This window comes from Terrirhizobium terrae (assembly GCF_030323265.1).
Taxonomy (GTDB): Bacteria; Pseudomonadota; Alphaproteobacteria; order Rhizobiales; family Rhizobiaceae; genus Neorhizobium.
This window is the reverse complement of the sequence record NZ_CP104992.1, coordinates 2,725,576-2,740,756: the sequence shown is the minus strand read 5'-3', so window position 1 is coordinate 2,740,756 and position 15,181 is coordinate 2,725,576. Positions and strand designations below refer to the sequence as shown.

Below are 15,181 nucleotides of genomic sequence, written 5' to 3'. Positions count from 1 at the left end.
GGTGAGCGGTTCAGACCTGCCTGATAGGGCGCGAGAGGAGCCGGGCGGAGACGTGTGATGATTCATGGCGATGCGATCCTTTCGCATCCGCATGTAAGGCTTCCCATCATGGGAAGGTCAAGGGGTGTCCGATGATTGCGACAATAAAGACGGTCGCTACTGCTTTTCGCGGTGGAACATCTCCTCACGACGTATCCCATCGCGGCAGGTGGTGACCAAGTCAGGAGCAGGCGATCAGGCGAGGCCGTCTACCCCTCGACGGCCTCGCCATCCCCCTTAACGCCCGCTCACCGGCCTCCTGGGCCCATGCCGGGGGCGTTGAGGCCTGAAAGGAGAAGAACAAGTTCGGCCTGACGTGTCGTGCCGGTCTTGTGCATGATGCGCTTGAGGTGGGAGCGAGCCGTTTCCAGCGAAATGCCGAGCGAGGCGGCAACCATTTCCGGCGTTTGCGCCATGGCGATGCCGCGTGCGACGCGGGCTTCGGCGGGCGTGAGATCGAAGAGGCCGCAAAGGACGCGCATGTCGGGCGGGCCGACCTGGCCGACCTGGGTGACGGCGAGAACCGCCATGGAGCGGGAGAAGATGTCGCGGGCGGCACGGCGCACAGGCATCAGATGCAGGATCAGCGGCGGCTGGCCATCACGCCCGATCATCGGCACCGACTGAACGGTCGGCACCGCCTGCGCCTTGAAGCGCATGATCGCATCGTCCATGAGGCCGCGAGCGCCGGAAGTCTCCAGGATCAGCCGGTCGCCGGCGCCGGTGCGGATGCGGGGCGCCAGAGCCTCCAGATCCGGGTTGGCGGCTATGACCTGGCCGTTTTCGCCAAGGATGGCCGCCGGCAGGCCGAGCATGGACAGGGTCTCCGTCATCGAGCGCGCCTCGTTGAAGGCAAGCCGCGACGACATATAGGCAGCGCGGGCGAGATCGGGTTTCAGCGCATTGAACTTCGCCAGAACATCATCGGAGAAATTGCCCTGCCCCTTTGCACGCATCAGGCTGATGACGATCACATGACCGGTCGGCTCCTGAAAGGCCCATCCGGCCTCCCAGTCGATGCCGTAGGGCCTCAGAAACTGAGTGATGACATCTGCCTCCATCGCCTGCGGCGTCATCAGGTCCGACGTGCGGACAAAAGAAAATGGAGACTGCTGCATGGCAAGCGTCGGACGCGCGTTGTTCATCCTGTGCTCACTCTGCACGAAATCGGCAAAGGCGTCGGCGAAGTTGGGCGTCGTCACATAACGATGGGTGCCGCGCTCGTCGACGGTGAATATCGAAGCCGTCGTCGAGCCTGCGGCTTCAGCCAAACGCTCGCAGGTTTCGGTCCATAGTTCTGGAACGAGTGCTGCCTCATATAGGCGATCCGCTAAAGTCCCTTGAGAATTCATGAAAGTAATTCGAGATTTCTAACGTTATAATAGACGATATCACCGCCGAGCGGCGGAGTATACGCGTCAAACGACGTATCGAAATCTTTATGCGGTATCAAGATACCATTCGTACGGTATCGTACAAAGAGCTAATAGAACGGTGCCTCAAGTCATATCGAAACGGAAATTATTCTGTCCGTATCAGCGCGTGGCGGACGCGTTGCGGCCGACCGTCAGCGGCCAGTCCACGAGGTACTCCTCGAAATCGTCGACATCGACTTCCGTCTCGCTGACGGTGCGGCCGCGGGCCGAAATGCCGGCCTGATGGACCGTATCCGGGTCGCCAGAAACAAGCGGATGCCACCAGTATAAATCCTCGCCGTCGCGCACAAGGCGATAGCCGCAAGTCGGTGGCAGCCAATGGATTTCATGCACCGCCTCAGGTGTCAGCTGGATGCAGTCGGGCACCGTCTTCTGGCGGTTCGGATAGTCGGAACAGCGACAGCTTTCCCCGTCGAGCAGCCGACAGGCAACCGAGGTGAAGACGACCTCGCCGGTGTCCCAATCCTCCAGCTTGTTGAGACAACAGAGGCCGCAGCCATCGCACAGGCTTTCCCATTCGCCCTGGCTCATTTGCTCCAGCGACTTCAGCTTCCAGAAAGGCAGATCGTTCATCATCACTTTTGCGGCACGAGGATACAAATCGTGTCGGCCGCCCTTTTTCTGTTGCGATTTTACAATCGCGCATCAACCATTTGTCAGCTAATGCTGAATAACCGTGGCCGACTTATGCTCTTGATCCTTGTCAGGGGCGACGTCAAGCCAAGCATCGCCCTTATGGGCGCGGGAGGACCAGGTTGCAAGACGAGCGCGAGCCATCCGAAGAGCGGTCCAACACCGCCTCCGACGCGCCGAAGGGCAGGGTACGCAGGAAGCGCCACTTCTTCCTGCGCATCGACAGCTGGATCGATTCCACCGTCTGGAACCTCGGCTTCAAGCTGACCGAAGCCTGGGAAGAGATCACCATCTTCTTCCGCCGGTTCCGCGTGCGCGGCTGGAAAAAGCTCGGCTTCGAGATCGCCGGCGAGGCGATGACATTAGGCACCGCCGGATCGGTCGTGCTTCTGGCGCTTGCCCTTCCCGCCTTCGAGGAAACCAAGGAAGACTGGCGCAATCGCGGCGACTTCGCCGTCACCTTTCTCGACCGCTACGGCAATGTGGTCGGCCATCGCGGCATCATCCATGAGGATTCCGTTCCGATCGACGAACTGCCCGATCACCTGATCAAGGCAGTGCTGGCGACTGAGGACCGGCGCTTCTTCGACCATTACGGCATCGACTTCATCGGCCTTGGCCGGGCGCTCACCGAAAACGCCAAGGCCGGCGGCGTCGTGCAGGGCGGCTCGACGCTGACCCAGCAGCTGGCGAAGAACCTGTTTCTCACCAACGAGCGGTCGATCGAGCGCAAGATCAAGGAAGCCTTCCTGGCGGTATGGCTTGAAGCCAACCTGTCGAAGAAGGAGATCCTCTCCTATTATCTCGACCGCGCCTATATGGGCGGTGGCACGTTCGGCGCTGCTGCGGCAGCACAGTTCTATTTCGGCAAGAACCTGACCGAGGTGAGCCTTGCCGAAAGCGCCATGCTGGCCGGCCTGTTCAAGGCGCCGGCGAAATATGCGCCTCACGTCAACCTGCCGGCGGCGCGCGCGCGCCAACGACGTGCTCTCCAACCTCGTGCAGAGCGGCCTGATGTCGGAAGGTCAGGTGATCGGCGCACGGCGCAACCCGGCGACCGCGATCGACCGCGCCGACGTGAAGGCGCCCGACTATTTCCTCGACTGGGCCTTCGACGAGGTTCAGCGACTGGCCAGGAAGGCAAGATCAAGGAGCATTCGGTCGTCGTGCGCACGACGATCGATACCGGCCTGCAGCAGGCGGCCGATGCGGCGATGGAATCGAGCCTTCGCGAATTCGGCGAGGGCTACAAGGTCAAGCAGGGTGCCATGGTGATGATCGAGAACGGCGGCGCCGTTCGCGCCATGGTGGGCGGCCGCGACTATGGCGAAAGCCAGTTCAACCGCGCCACCAAGGCCCTCAGGCAGCCGGGCTCGTCATTCAAGCTGTTCACCTATTCGGCGGCGATGGAGCACGGCATGAAGCCGGAGACGACGATCTCCGACGCGCCGATCACCTGGCGCGGCTGGTCGCCGCAGAACTATGCCCGGTCCTACAAGGGCAAGGTGACGCTTCTGACCGCGATGGCGCAGTCGCTGAACACCGTGCCGGTGCGTCTGGCCAAGGATGTGCTCGGCACGCAGGTGATCGCCGATACGGCGAAGGCAATGGGCGTCGAGACGCCGCTTCGCACCGACAAGACCATCCCGCTCGGCACGTCGGAAGTGACCGTGCTCGACCAGGCGACGGCCTATGCCGTGATGCCGGCGGGCGGCATGCAGTCCCACCGCCACGGGATCGAGCAGGTGCTGGGTTACGGCGGTGATGTGCTCTACGACTTCAACCGCGATGAGGCGCCGGCGCATCGCGTGCTGTCCGAGCAGGCGACATCGTCGATGAACAGCATCCTGACGCAGATTCCTATATCGGCACGGCGCGGCGCGCAGCACTCGACAACGGCATCGTCACCGGTGGCAAGACCGGCACTTCGCAGAGCTATCGCGACGCCTGGTTCATCGGCTTTACCGGCAATTACACGACCGCCGTCTGGTTCGGTAACGACGACTTCACCTCGATGAACAACATGACCGGCGGCGCGCTGCCGGCGATGACGTTCAAGAAGCTGATGGACTATGCCCATCAGGGCATCGAGATCAGACCCATCCCCGGCATAGACAACCCGCTGCCGGCAAAGGAACCCAAGGGCAAGCAGAAGCCGGGCGACGCCGTGGCCGAGAAGAAGGAAGGCGACCCGACCCTGATGGCGCTCACGCGTCCGCGCTCGCTCTCGGCCGAATCCACCCGCGTGCTGAAGCAGATCGCCCAGACGCTGAAGGTGGCCACACCGCTGACGCCCGGCATGCCGAAGGTCGCGGATGCGATGACGACGGGAGCGACGCCGGGGGTGGCGTGAAGAACGAGGGACGTTCGCCGGAGCAGCCGGGGCGCAGGCCGGCGGTGGTGAGTAAGGTGCGGACGGATACGCCGTGAGCACTATCTTCGGCAACTATGGAGAAATATCCCCTCACCAACAAAATCTAAGACTCAGCCTAAGATCTTGATTTTGTAACCTCTCCCACAAGGGGAGAGGTAGGCGGCAGAGCTTGCGGCACCGGTATCTCTCCCTTGTGGGAGAGAAAGCGATTTCAACACCTTAGCTTTAGCTAAGTGTTAGAAATCGCAAGTGAGGGGACCAGCTACCTACCCGACACATTAGACCTTGCCGCTTACAACTTCACTGTTATCCTGCGCATGTTCCCGGGAGAGATCATGCGTCACGACCCTCCGCCCATCAATCGACGGCGTGCCCGCGACATGCGACTGGACTCGACTAAGGCCGAGAACCTGCTCTGGCAGGAAATTCGCGATCGTAGGATCGAGGGCTTCAAGTTCCGCCGCCAGGTGCCGCTCAACAACTACATTCTCGACTTCGTCTGTTTCGACGCGAAACTCATCATCGAAGTCGATGGCGGACAGCATGCGGAGAGCCGGTCGGATACGATCCGTGATGCGCTCTTCCAAGCACAGGGATTTCGCGTGCTGCGGTTCTGGAATGACGATGTGGTAAAGGGGCTTGATGGGGTGGTTCTGATGATCAAGGCGGAGTTGCGCAATCGTGGGGAATGATGAGCGTGGAGCTGTCCCCTCACCAACAAAATCTACGACTTAGCTAAAGCTGAGATCGTGATTTTGTAACCTCTCCCACAAGGGGAGAGGTAGGCCGCCGAGTTTGCCTCCCCGGTATCTCTCCCTTGTCCGAGAGAAAGCAATTTCAAAATCTTAGCGCAGCTGAGTTTCAGAAATTGCAAGTGAGGGGAAATCTGCGCCGATTGCAGCCCTCTCCACATCGGCAGAACATCCCGCCGGTTCCCCCACAATGGAATCAATGTTATCCCTCCCTCACATTCATGCCGAGGACCAAAGCAGACCGTGTTCCGTGTCCCCTTTCTCGTTGCTATAGCGCTTGTCATCGCCTTCGGAGGCGGGATCTGGTCGACGCGGGTTGCGCTCGATGCCACGATCGGCTTCGGCGCGATCAAGCTTGGGCCTTGGGAAGCGTTTCCCGAAGCGCAGACGGAGAAGGCCGATCCTTACGCGAAATCGCACCGGGCCAATGCGGGGCGCATTCTCTATGCCTCGGCGGAAGGTTTGAGCTTTACCGCGCAGACCGACGACAGCGGCCAGCGGCTTTCCGGCAACTGCAGCTACAGGCTGACCGGCCAGACGCCGACGGCGCGTTTTTGGACGCTGTTTGCCTCCGCCCCGAACGGGCAGCCTCCTTCCGCCAGTGCGGACCTGCCGGTGGCGCTCAATTCCCGCGCGGTGCTGCGCCAGCCGGACGGGTCGCTCGACATCACCATTTCGCAGAGGGCGCGGGCCGGCAATTGGCTGGCGATCTCGGGCGCCGGGTCGTTTCGCCTGACGCTGACGCTGCTCGACACGCCGGCGGCCGGTAGTTCCGGCCTGATCGACCTTGCCATGCCGGGCATCCAGAGGATCGGCTGCGGCAATGCTTAAGGCGCTTTTCGGCAATTTCTTCTGGCTGAAGATCCTGTTTGCGATCCTGACCGGGCTCGTGGGTGCAGCCCTGCTGCATCTCGTCATCGTGATTTCGCTGCCGCAGTTTTCCGAGCGGGATGCCTATACGCGCATCATTGCAGAGGGTGAGAGCCAGCGCTTCTACCGCCTGGGCGAAAAGCCGGATCGCGCCGGGCTGATGAAGGACGATCCGATGGTGGAGATGACGGTCTGCGCCTTCGATATCAGCGAGGCCCCGGTGCGGCTGACGGCACCGAATGGCGGCGTGCCCTTCTGGTCGCTCGGGGTCTATGACAGCGCGTCGAATGAAGTGTTCTCGATCAACGACCGGACATCGGCCGATGGCGTGGTCGACGTCGTCGTCGGCACGCCGGCGCAGCTGACCGTGCTGCGCAAGAGCCTGCCGCGCGGTTTTGCCCAGACGGTGCTGGTCGAGACGCAGCAGACGGAAGGCTATGCGGCGCTGAGAAGCCTTACCACCCACAAGAGTTTCGGGCCGCTCGTTTCGCAATTCTTGGACCAGGCCACCTGCGCGCCGTTCCAGTGGCGCTCCAGAAGCCAGTTCTAGTCAGTTCTGCTCTTACCGAACGGCGTGGTTTTCGGCCGCACGATCCGTGCGGTCGTCGTAGCGTTCATAGCGCACGCCGGTGAACAGCACGACTTCGCCCGTGCCTTCGGACGCGCCGATCGACATGCGGTTCGCTTCCAGTTTGCGCCTGTTCCTGTCGCGCCAGACAGTCATTACAACGATCTCTGCCATTGCTCGTCTCCATTCAGGGGATCGAGACGGATGAAGACGGTTTCAGTTTCACCCTGCCCTGCCCGGGCCGACGCGCCTCCCATGATCGGAGACATCCGCGCCTTTCTCGTCAAAGCGCCCGTGTTGCGGAACGCAGCGACATTTCATCCATCGGCTCCGCCATGGCCGACAGGTTGCGGCGGCTTTACGCCTTCCGCCTCTTGTCCGGCATTTCGCGCCGGTCCTGCGTCGAATTCAGCCATAGCAGGGTAAACAGTCCGTTAATGCTAAAATAGAGCTTGCTTCAAATGCGCCTTCGTATCCCACGGAGAAACGCGGTGTTGCAGATTTGGTTCACACGGGCGGCGCAGATTAGATCTTGGTCAAACGTAACGGAGCGCGGCATTCACACAAGCCTGCAATAACCAGCCTCAGGCCGGCATGAGCGATTTGCGCAGGCCATCGAAGTGCGGCCAGACGGCATCGCCGATCCGGGCGCCACGCTCGGCAGTTTCGGAGAGCGACCAGAAGACGAAGACGACCGGCATGACCGGGACGATCAGCCAGAACGGCCAGGACGGCGCATCGACGGACGCCACGCTCGTCACATAGCCGATGAAGATGACGGTGTAGAGCAACCATGCCCCGACGGCGGCCCTGAACCTGGGCGAGGCCGGCAGAAGCTTCCATGCGCGCGGCGATACCGTGATCTCACCGCTGTCGAGATTGCCGACAGCCACCGTCCTCGTCGAACCATTCCTGCTGGCCTGGTAGCAGACGACATTCGAGCCCGGCCGCCAGATGACGTCACCATGCAACTGGAAGCGCTTCTCGCCACCCTCTGAAAGGCGCACATGAAGCGTGTGATGCATGATCGACATCTTGTGGCGGGTGGCGGTGTTGCCGTGGATCCTGATTTCGTCCTTGTGAACATGCTCCTCGGAGCTTGCCTGCATTACCTGACCACGAAATGCCGTGATGCCATAGTCATTCGGAAACTGCTCGCCCTGCAAAATACACTCCAAATACTGCTCAAAAAAGGAACGACGCCCGCAATGCTTCCTAGCGTCCTATCAATCTGCATTTTCTCTTGCTGAGCAATTTCTGGATCGCCGCCGAAAAGGCAAGAGCAAGAGGAATGAAAATCGACTACCGCACCCCGCCCAAGCGAACCCGGAAGAGACGTCGGACTGCGCGACGGGAAGGCGGCGGGCTCCGCCGCCTGCCGCAAGATCATCGGCTGGCTCTGGGGGCCGAGAGGCTTTGCATCACCTGATCCAGATTGAAAGTCGCGGGCCTTTGCCGGATCGGGAACTCCTTGAAGCTTTCCAGCCATTTGGCGACGACAGCTTGGGAGGGGACGAGCAGGAAGGCACGATCGAACAGCCATTTGTCGTATTCGATCGATGTGTCGCCCCTTTCGAAAGGATCCGAGCGCAGGTTGTAGATCTTGGGTATGCGCAGGTTAGTGAATTCGTTGCGCCACACGCCGATGCCTTCGTGTTCCTGCGCCTTGAACACCATCTTCCAGTCAGAGACCCTCACGGCGACGAGCTCACCGTCGTCGTTCCAGTACATGAATTCCCGGCGCGGCCCCTCGTTCACTTCGCCTCGGAAAAGCGGCAGCAGGTTGTTGCCGTCGAGATGCACCTTGAAGGTCTTGCCGCCCGCCTGGTAGCCGGCCTTGCACTTCTCAACGATGTCCGGCTCACCGCCCGCCGCGCAGAATGTCGGGATCAGGTCGTAATGCGAGAACACGTCGTTGTAGACGGTGCCCGGCTTGATCACGCCCGGCCAGCGGATCACCGTCGGCACCCGGTAACCGCCTTCCCAATTGGTCGCCTTCTCGCCGCGAAACGGGGTGTTGCCGCCATCCGGCCATGTCATCACCTCGGCGCCGTTGTCGGTGGTGTAGACGACGATCGTGTTTTCCGTGACGCCGAGATCATCGAGCTTCTTGAGAAGCTGGCCGACGATGCCGTCATGCTCCACCATGCCATCGGCATAGACCCCCTTGCCGGTCACCCCTCGGATTCCGCCTTCAGATGCGTGTTGACATGCATGCGGGTGGAATTGAAATAGCAGAACCACGGCTTGCCGCTCCTGTTCTGCCGGTCCATGAAATCCACCGCCGCATCGCAGAATTCCTGATCGATCGTTTCCATCCGCTTCCTGTTCAGCGCGCCCGTATCCTCCACCCGGCCGTCGGCAAAGGAATGGATCACGCCGCGCGGCCCGAAGCGTTTGCGGAATTCCGGATTTTTCGGATAGTCCGAATTTTCCGGCTCTTCTTCGGCATTGAGGTGGTAGAGATTGCCGAAGAACTCGTCGAAGCCGTGATTGGTGGGCAGGAACTCGTCCTTGTCGCCCAGATGGTTCTTGCCGAACTGGCCGGTATTGTAGCCGAGCGATTTCAGCAGTTCCGCCACCGTCGGATCCTCGGGCCGGATGCCGATATCGGCGCCGGGCAGACCGACTTTCGTCAGGCCGGTGCGGATGGGGGACTGGCCGGTGATGAAGGCGGCGCGCCCCGCCGTGCAACTCTGCTCGCCATACCAGTCGGTGAACATCGCCCCTTCATTGCCGATGCGGTCGATATTCGGGGTTTTGTAGCCCATCATGCCGCGATGGTAGATGCTCGGATTGTACCAGCCGATATCGTCGCCCATGATCATCAGGATATTGGGCTTGCCGCCCGTCGAGGCGGGCGACTGCTGCGCCCGTGCCGATCCGGCAAGGGCCATGCCCGCCAGCGCCAGCGAGGTGCCGCCCAGCATCAGATCGCGGCGGCTGACCGCCAGGCTCTCATCATTGGTGTTGTCGACCGTGCGTGCCATGATCCCGCTCCCTGTCTTGCTCGGGCAAAGTGAGTGGGAGGACTGAAGGCCGGAATGCAGACAGACGGAAGTACGCAACGGTAAATGGTGACGTAAACGCTTCAGATCTATCGCGCTTGCTGCGGAGGGATGCTGGAGACCGTCTGTTTCCGGCATTCAGAGACTTCTCTCGAAATGTACCAGAACCAGCCCCATTTTCCCCACCTCTCCTGTGTCAAAACGGGGCCATCTTCACCATGCATTAACCGTAACGGGCCTAGCATGGATTACCTAGGCATGCGGGCGGGAGTGTTGTCCGTTCGCGGGCCACCGGGAGTTCCCCAGGCAGGGTAGATGAAGCGTCGGCTGCCTTGCGGCGGTTCAACCATTTGTCAGCGCCTCCTTTTGTATTGCGTATGTGAGATTGCCGTGACGAGTGAGTTTCGAGAGCTGGAAAGACCGCAGGCCATGCGCAAGAAGGACGTGGTTTTGTTGGCGACGGTGACGAGTTTCGAAGGTCTTTCGCATCCGTCCAAATCGGAGCTGCGTCAGTTCGCCGAATTGTTCGCCCCGCTCTACACCGGCTCCTCCAACGAAGCCCGCCGCCAGGCCGTGGCGGCTCTTTCCCAATCGCCGAACGTGCCGGCCGCCGTCGCCTTCTTCATCGGCTGCCAGCCGATCGCCATCGCCGCGCCGTTCCTTGCCGTTTCCAAATGCCTTTCCGACGAGGCGTTGGTCGCGATCGCCCGCACGCAGGGGCTCGACCACGTGCGCGCCATCGTGCGCCGCGAGGCCCTGTCGCCGACCGTCATCGACGCGCTGGTCGGCCTGCGTCACGACCGGGTGCTGCTTTCCGATACGCAGGTGGCCGATGCGCCGCTGGCCGAAGAGTCGATCGAGGTTGCCGCTTCCCCTGCCCTGCCGGTCGCGCCGATCGAACCCGCCGACGAGCGCGCAGCGCGGGAAGAGGATCTGCGCAACCGGATCAAGCTTCTTGCCGCCCATCTCGACCGGGCGCCTTCGGATCGACTGGGCCTTCGCACGCTCACGCCGACGCAGGAGGCGCTGCTCGTACGCTTTGCCCGCAACCGCGAGGCCGGGTTTCTGGCGCGGGTGCTCTCCGACATATTGATGACCAGCACATGGCTTGCCGAACGGGTGATGCTCGACCTTTCCGGCCAGCAGATGGCGATGCTGCTCAAAAGCCTCGGCATGGGGGCGGAAGACGGCTCATACATGCTGACCCGGCTCTACGGCCATCTGGCCGAGATGGACGGCGACATGCCCAAGGTCGAGCGCCTGTGGAATTCGCTGGACGAAGACGAGTGCGGGCGGCGGGTCGAGGCATGGCGCAAGGCTGATCGCTATACGCATGGTGCCCCCGTTACTGAGGGTGGCATCGAGACGCACGAGGCGTCCGAACGGGTGCTGCGGACATCGGCCACGGTGCGCCGCAACGTTGCCGGGTCGCGCAACCGCTAAATTCGTACCAGTGAAATCGGGATGCCGCGCGGCTTACCTGTCTTCCGCCACCAGCGGGAACAGGCCCTCGGTCTCGTCTATCTCCAGCTCGACTACCCAGAGATCGCCGTCGAAGCGAAGTTCGCGGTCCAGCGCCTCGCGCACCGCGTCCGCTTCGACATCGACAAGGCGCGTCTCGAACTTGCGCTGGCCGTCGTCATCCTCATCGAAGAAATTCTGCGGCGCCGGCGCATAGAGGCTCTCGCGCCCGTCGCGGCTGCGGGTGCGGATGAAGATCGCCCCCGCCTCCTCCGCCCCCTTGTGCTCGACCGCAGCAAAACCGCCGAGCGAAAAGACCCGGCGGACGAGAGCGGAGACATAGATATCGGAGCGAAGGCGCATGGATGACGTCTTAGCGCATGGGTGGGGGAAGTGGAATGGGAGCTTGGGCGCCGGTAGACAAAAGCCGCCCCCGGGCGAGCCCAGGGGCAGATGTCGATCAGCTGGTTCGGGCGATATCAGCAGTTGCCGGATCCGGATGCCCCGGTGGTCGTTTCACTGGTCGATGCATTAGGAGCGCTTTTCGCAGCCTCACCCGTAGCGCTGGCTTGGCCGCACGGCGAATTGTTCTGACCACCGTCACCGGCGCTTGTTCCGGAATTGCTGCCGGCACCCGAACCGCCTGCGCCGGAGCTGTCGCCGGACGAGGAAGCACCCGAACTGCCGGAAGATGACGACCCGCCATCAGAGCCCGAACCCGAGCCGCCGCCGGAGCTTTGAGCGAAGGCGGACGTTGCCAGACCGAGCGACAATGCGGTTACCGCAAGAATTTTCATCATTGGGATGTTTCCTCATATTGGCCCTACAGGGACCCAACCGGGCAATATGCGGTTCGTTCCCGATGATGTAATCGACCGACGACAGGAAGCCGGCCACCCAATCGCGAAACCAGGATGGGGCCAGTTCGATGTCCGCATTCGGCCCGAAACGGTCATCTCATCAAAAGGACCAACACCAAGAAACAGGCCGCTTGGCCGCCCATTTTTTCCGGATGGACCGAGCCCGTTACACGATGACGCCCACTTAACAACGGAAAGCGCGGCAACTTCAAACGATGCCGCTACCGAACGGACATTCTCACCATTCAACGCAGCGGCACCAACGTGCTGTCTACGGTCAATCGATATAGTCGCGGTCATGGATGCAGGCGTCCATCCAAGCCAGCATCCATGCATCACACCAGAACCGATTTGGAAATCGCGTTGGATTCAAAAAAGACGGAAACGCTTCAAGCGGCAGCAGTGGTTGTTTTCGGAGTTTACCCAAGCACATAATCTCTGCCGCCTCCGAAATTTAGCCCGCCATCCGCTCAATACGGGCCTGACCATCGAACCGATTTCTTGCCCAGTATGCCTCGGAGTCGAATGGAAATACATGGTCAGGATCGCCACCGACTCAGTCGCTCAACGTGCCTCGGTCCTGTTCCAGTTGCTGGTATATCGCATCGCCCTGCTCTGGAAAGGTCCCGTTTGCGAGGTGCTCGGCATATTCCTTTAGATCGACGAATACATTGATCGTGCCGCCGCTGATGAAAACGATACAGGGCTCGATATCGACGTCTGACTTCCACCAGTAGAAGCACAGACCGAGGCCTTGGCCACCCTCTTCTAACGCCAGCAGTGCGGTTCTCTTCCAATCGGAGGGGTCGGAGGGCGGGAGTGGCTTGTAGTCCTCGGCCTTCAGGTCGATCGATTCCTTCACGTCCGGGTTGGCATAGAGTTCTTCGAGCGTGTTCGGGTCAACGACATCCAATCCCGTCAGTCCGTTGGTCCAGGTAAGAGCAAAGCTGCAGAAATCGCGCATTTGCGGTGAAAGTGGTTTGCGCGTGACCCGGTCGATCATCAAGATCGTGTCCGGCGGCTGTCCCTTCGACATGATTTGAGGAGAACCAAATTCGGCATTCTTGTCGTAAATCTTTTAAAAAGATCGTGCATCCCATATTTTCCGTTACTACGACCGCTGTCGTTTGGCAGCTAATTTTAAGACTGTGACGGCAAGGATTTCAACGAGATAGCGCAGCACTTTATCTGTCTCAGGTTTAACTGCCAAACGACACACGGCGTTTAAAAGGCTCACGTTCCGCGACGATGTTACGCCCGCTGTTGGCGCTTCTGCGCCATGACGCTGTCGGCCCGAAGTGGACAACAACGGCTGGTTTCTTCAATTTGCTTCAATGAGATATGGGAGGGCGTGATAGCATGAAGCGAGGAAACAGATGTCTTGGTTCTTTACGCCCTATGTAGGGATTTCTGACGTTCAGTTCGGCTGGCCCCGCAACAGAGTCGAAGCATTATGTGGTCCCCCAAAATCGACGAAACGAACATACACTGGAAAGACAAGGATAGAGTACGGCTTTTCCATGCCTGCCTTCGTCTTCTCAGATGATTCGCTGATTGAGATGAATATGTTGTCCGAACTTTCCGGCGGCCTGTTTTTGGGGGGCTCAACCTTTTTATGGCGGAAGAGGATGAGGTAGTTCGTTTTCTAAATGCACGTGACGATACGGCTCATGACCGCAATGGCTTCTTGATTTTCAGCAAGCTGGGAATTGCTCTCTCTGGTTTCGCCCCGCCCGCATCAGACCAGAGGGCGATCACGATATTCGGCCAGGATCATCCTTGGAGCGGTCCAGCGAAGAGCGCCGCCGAATGACCGCAATTGGCAGCATAGCTGCCGTCATAAGCCTCGAAATTTCCGATAGCCCTGCCGAAGCAACAAGCTCAAAGCGCGCCGATCGCCTTCAGCTTCTTCAGCACCAGCTCGTCCGGCTCGCCGGTTTCGGGCAGGCGGTAGTGTTTCTGGAAGCGCTTGATGGCGGCCTTGGTCTGGGTGCCGGCGACGCCGTCGACCTCGACATCGGTATAGGCGATGTTGGAGAGGCCCTTCTGTATCTGCAGCACCATCTGGGTAGCGGGCAGCGGGTCGGCCGAGCGCGACTGTTGCGGCGGCTGTGCCGGTGGTCGCGCCTGAGAGCGTTCCTGAGAGCGTGCCTGCGACCTCAGCGACCCGGGGATATCGGCGGGCGGGGTCATGTTGGGCTGGCGCTCGGCGGAGCGGATCGCGGCGGTGATCGGGTCTTCCGAGCGCGCAGCGACCTTCTCGACCGGGCGGGCCGATTGGGATCTGGTGGTCTGCACGGCCGGCTGGACCGCCGGGCGATCGTTCGGAAGGCCTGCCACATTGACCGGGCGGATTTCGCCCCGGGGCGCCTGGCGCGGAATGGGGGTGGGCAAGACCGTCGTCGCGTCGCGCGCCGTTGAGGCGGCGGCGTCGGGCATGCCGGGGGACTGGGCGGAAGAAGGGCGACCCTGCATCTGCAGTGTTGCGAGAAGTTCCGGCGTGGCGTCGCCGCGCTGCGGCAGGCCGGTCGTTTCCTCGAAGAACAGGATGGCGGCTTCAGTACGCGGGCCCATCAGCCCGTCATCGGCGCCGTCATAGAGGCCGCGGCGGGCAAGTTCGCGCTGGATGCCGGCGACGAGTTCGCGATCCGGCGCGGGCTGGCCGCCGCCGATGATGTTCTCGATTGTGTCGCCGCCGCCGGACTGGGGCGCGGCCGTTGGTGCCGGCTGCGTGGTGGCCTGTTCGGCGGGGGCGCTGTCGGTGCGTTGAATGGTGGTCTGGGTCTGGCCGCCTGCGGGGGCGCGTTCGATGCGGAACGTGGTCACGTCGCTCGGATCGGGCACTTCCCGCGTGCGGTAGCCGGCAATCGCGTTCGGATGGCTTGGGTCGCGGGTGGCGAGGAAGGGCGACGGGTGATGGCCCGGCTGGTACCAGAGCGCATTGGCGGCGACGAAGGAGAAGACGACGATGAAGATCGCCCCGCCGGCGGCCGGCCGGGGGTGACGCGCCACAAGGGCAGCGGTTCCCGCCAGGAGGCGGGACAGAAGGCTCTTTTCCTTCTTCGTCCTGCGCCTGTCAGGCGCTTTCGCTTCCGCGTGGTCATCGTTCAGGTCCTGTTTCAGTCCGGCCTCGATCATCCCGGCCGTATTCACTCCAATTTGGGTCATTCCAGCAGCCAA

The 15,181-nt window shown here is 61.2% G+C and carries 13 protein-coding genes and 2 pseudogenes; 6 read left to right on the top strand and 9 right to left on the bottom strand.

Going from position 1 to position 15,181, the window contains the following annotated elements; genetic code table 11:
- Nucleotides 1–287: 287 nt before the first annotated feature.
- Nucleotides 288–1,310, bottom strand: coding sequence for a helix-turn-helix transcriptional regulator (locus tag N7E02_RS21320; protein ID WP_286579609.1), 1,023 nt, complete (start codon nt 1,308–1,310; stop codon nt 288–290).
- Nucleotides 1,311–1,574: 264 nt separating this feature from the next.
- On the bottom strand, nt 1,575–2,048 hold the full coding sequence (locus N7E02_RS21315; RefSeq protein WP_286579608.1) for a YcgN family cysteine cluster protein: 474 nt from the start codon (nt 2,046–2,048) through the stop codon (nt 1,575–1,577).
- Between the two features lie 272 nt (nt 2,049–2,320).
- Here N7E02_RS21315 and N7E02_RS21310 point away from each other — a divergent pair.
- From N7E02_RS21310 to N7E02_RS21295, 4 genes and pseudogenes are all read left to right on the top strand, one after another.
- A pseudogene (locus tag N7E02_RS21310) lies at nt 2,321–4,461 on the top strand (transglycosylase domain-containing protein).
- A gap of 356 nt (nt 4,462–4,817) precedes the next feature.
- Nucleotides 4,818–5,174 carry an endonuclease domain-containing protein gene (locus tag N7E02_RS21305; RefSeq protein ID WP_286579607.1) on the top strand — a complete coding sequence of 119 codons (357 nt, stop codon included), beginning with the start codon at nt 4,818–4,820 and terminating at the stop codon, nt 5,172–5,174.
- A gap of 303 nt (nt 5,175–5,477) precedes the next feature.
- Nucleotides 5,478–6,065 (top strand): DUF1214 domain-containing protein, encoded by a 588-nt coding sequence (locus N7E02_RS21300; RefSeq protein ID WP_286579606.1) that lies wholly within the window; start codon nt 5,478–5,480, stop codon nt 6,063–6,065.
- A complete protein-coding gene (locus tag N7E02_RS21295) occupies nt 6,058–6,654 on the top strand; it encodes a DUF1254 domain-containing protein (protein ID WP_286579605.1) in 597 nt (198 codons plus the stop codon). The genes N7E02_RS21300 and N7E02_RS21295 overlap by 8 nt, the downstream gene beginning before the upstream one ends.
- 12 nt (nt 6,655–6,666) lie before the next feature.
- On the opposite strand, the gene N7E02_RS21290 is transcribed toward N7E02_RS21295, so the two are convergent.
- From N7E02_RS21290 to N7E02_RS21280, 3 genes and pseudogenes are all read right to left on the bottom strand, one after another.
- Nucleotides 6,667–6,846 carry a hypothetical protein gene (locus N7E02_RS21290; protein ID WP_286579604.1) on the bottom strand — a complete coding sequence of 60 codons (180 nt, stop codon included), beginning with the start codon at nt 6,844–6,846 and terminating at the stop codon, nt 6,667–6,669.
- Nucleotides 6,847–7,256: 410 nt separating this feature from the next.
- Nucleotides 7,257–7,838 (bottom strand): hypothetical protein, encoded by a 582-nt coding sequence (locus tag N7E02_RS21285; RefSeq protein ID WP_286579603.1) that lies wholly within the window; start codon nt 7,836–7,838, stop codon nt 7,257–7,259.
- Between the two features lie 220 nt (nt 7,839–8,058).
- Nucleotides 8,059–9,662 (bottom strand): annotated as a pseudogene (locus N7E02_RS21280) (arylsulfatase).
- Nucleotides 9,663–10,070: 408 nt separating this feature from the next.
- On the opposite strand from N7E02_RS21280, the gene N7E02_RS21275 reads away from it, so the two are divergent.
- Entirely contained in the window at nt 10,071–11,123 is a 1,053-nt protein-coding gene (locus N7E02_RS21275; protein ID WP_286579602.1) for a DUF2336 domain-containing protein, read from the top strand.
- A gap of 33 nt (nt 11,124–11,156) precedes the next feature.
- Here N7E02_RS21275 and N7E02_RS21270 read toward each other — a convergent pair whose 3' ends face one another.
- From N7E02_RS21270 to N7E02_RS21260, 3 genes are all read right to left on the bottom strand, one after another.
- On the bottom strand, nt 11,157–11,504 hold the full coding sequence (locus tag N7E02_RS21270; protein ID WP_286579601.1) for a DUF1491 family protein: 348 nt from the start codon (nt 11,502–11,504) through the stop codon (nt 11,157–11,159).
- A gap of 116 nt (nt 11,505–11,620) precedes the next feature.
- Nucleotides 11,621–11,941, bottom strand: coding sequence for a hypothetical protein (locus tag N7E02_RS21265; protein WP_286579600.1), 321 nt, complete (start codon nt 11,939–11,941; stop codon nt 11,621–11,623).
- Between the two features lie 616 nt (nt 11,942–12,557).
- The gene (locus N7E02_RS21260) at nt 12,558–13,004 is read right to left on the bottom strand and encodes a hypothetical protein (protein WP_286579599.1); all 447 of its coding nucleotides are present in this window, start codon (nt 13,002–13,004) and stop codon (nt 12,558–12,560) included.
- Nucleotides 13,005–13,616: 612 nt separating this feature from the next.
- Between N7E02_RS21260 and N7E02_RS21255 the strand changes: the two genes are divergently transcribed.
- A complete protein-coding gene (locus N7E02_RS21255) occupies nt 13,617–13,814 on the top strand; it encodes a hypothetical protein (RefSeq protein WP_286579597.1) in 198 nt (65 codons plus the stop codon).
- Nucleotides 13,815–13,882: 68 nt separating this feature from the next.
- On the opposite strand, the gene N7E02_RS30110 is transcribed toward N7E02_RS21255, so the two are convergent.
- Nucleotides 13,883–15,139 carry a peptidoglycan-binding domain-containing protein gene (locus tag N7E02_RS30110; protein WP_374730737.1) on the bottom strand — a complete coding sequence of 419 codons (1,257 nt, stop codon included), beginning with the start codon at nt 15,137–15,139 and terminating at the stop codon, nt 13,883–13,885.
- Between the last annotated feature and the right edge of the window lie 42 nt (nt 15,140–15,181).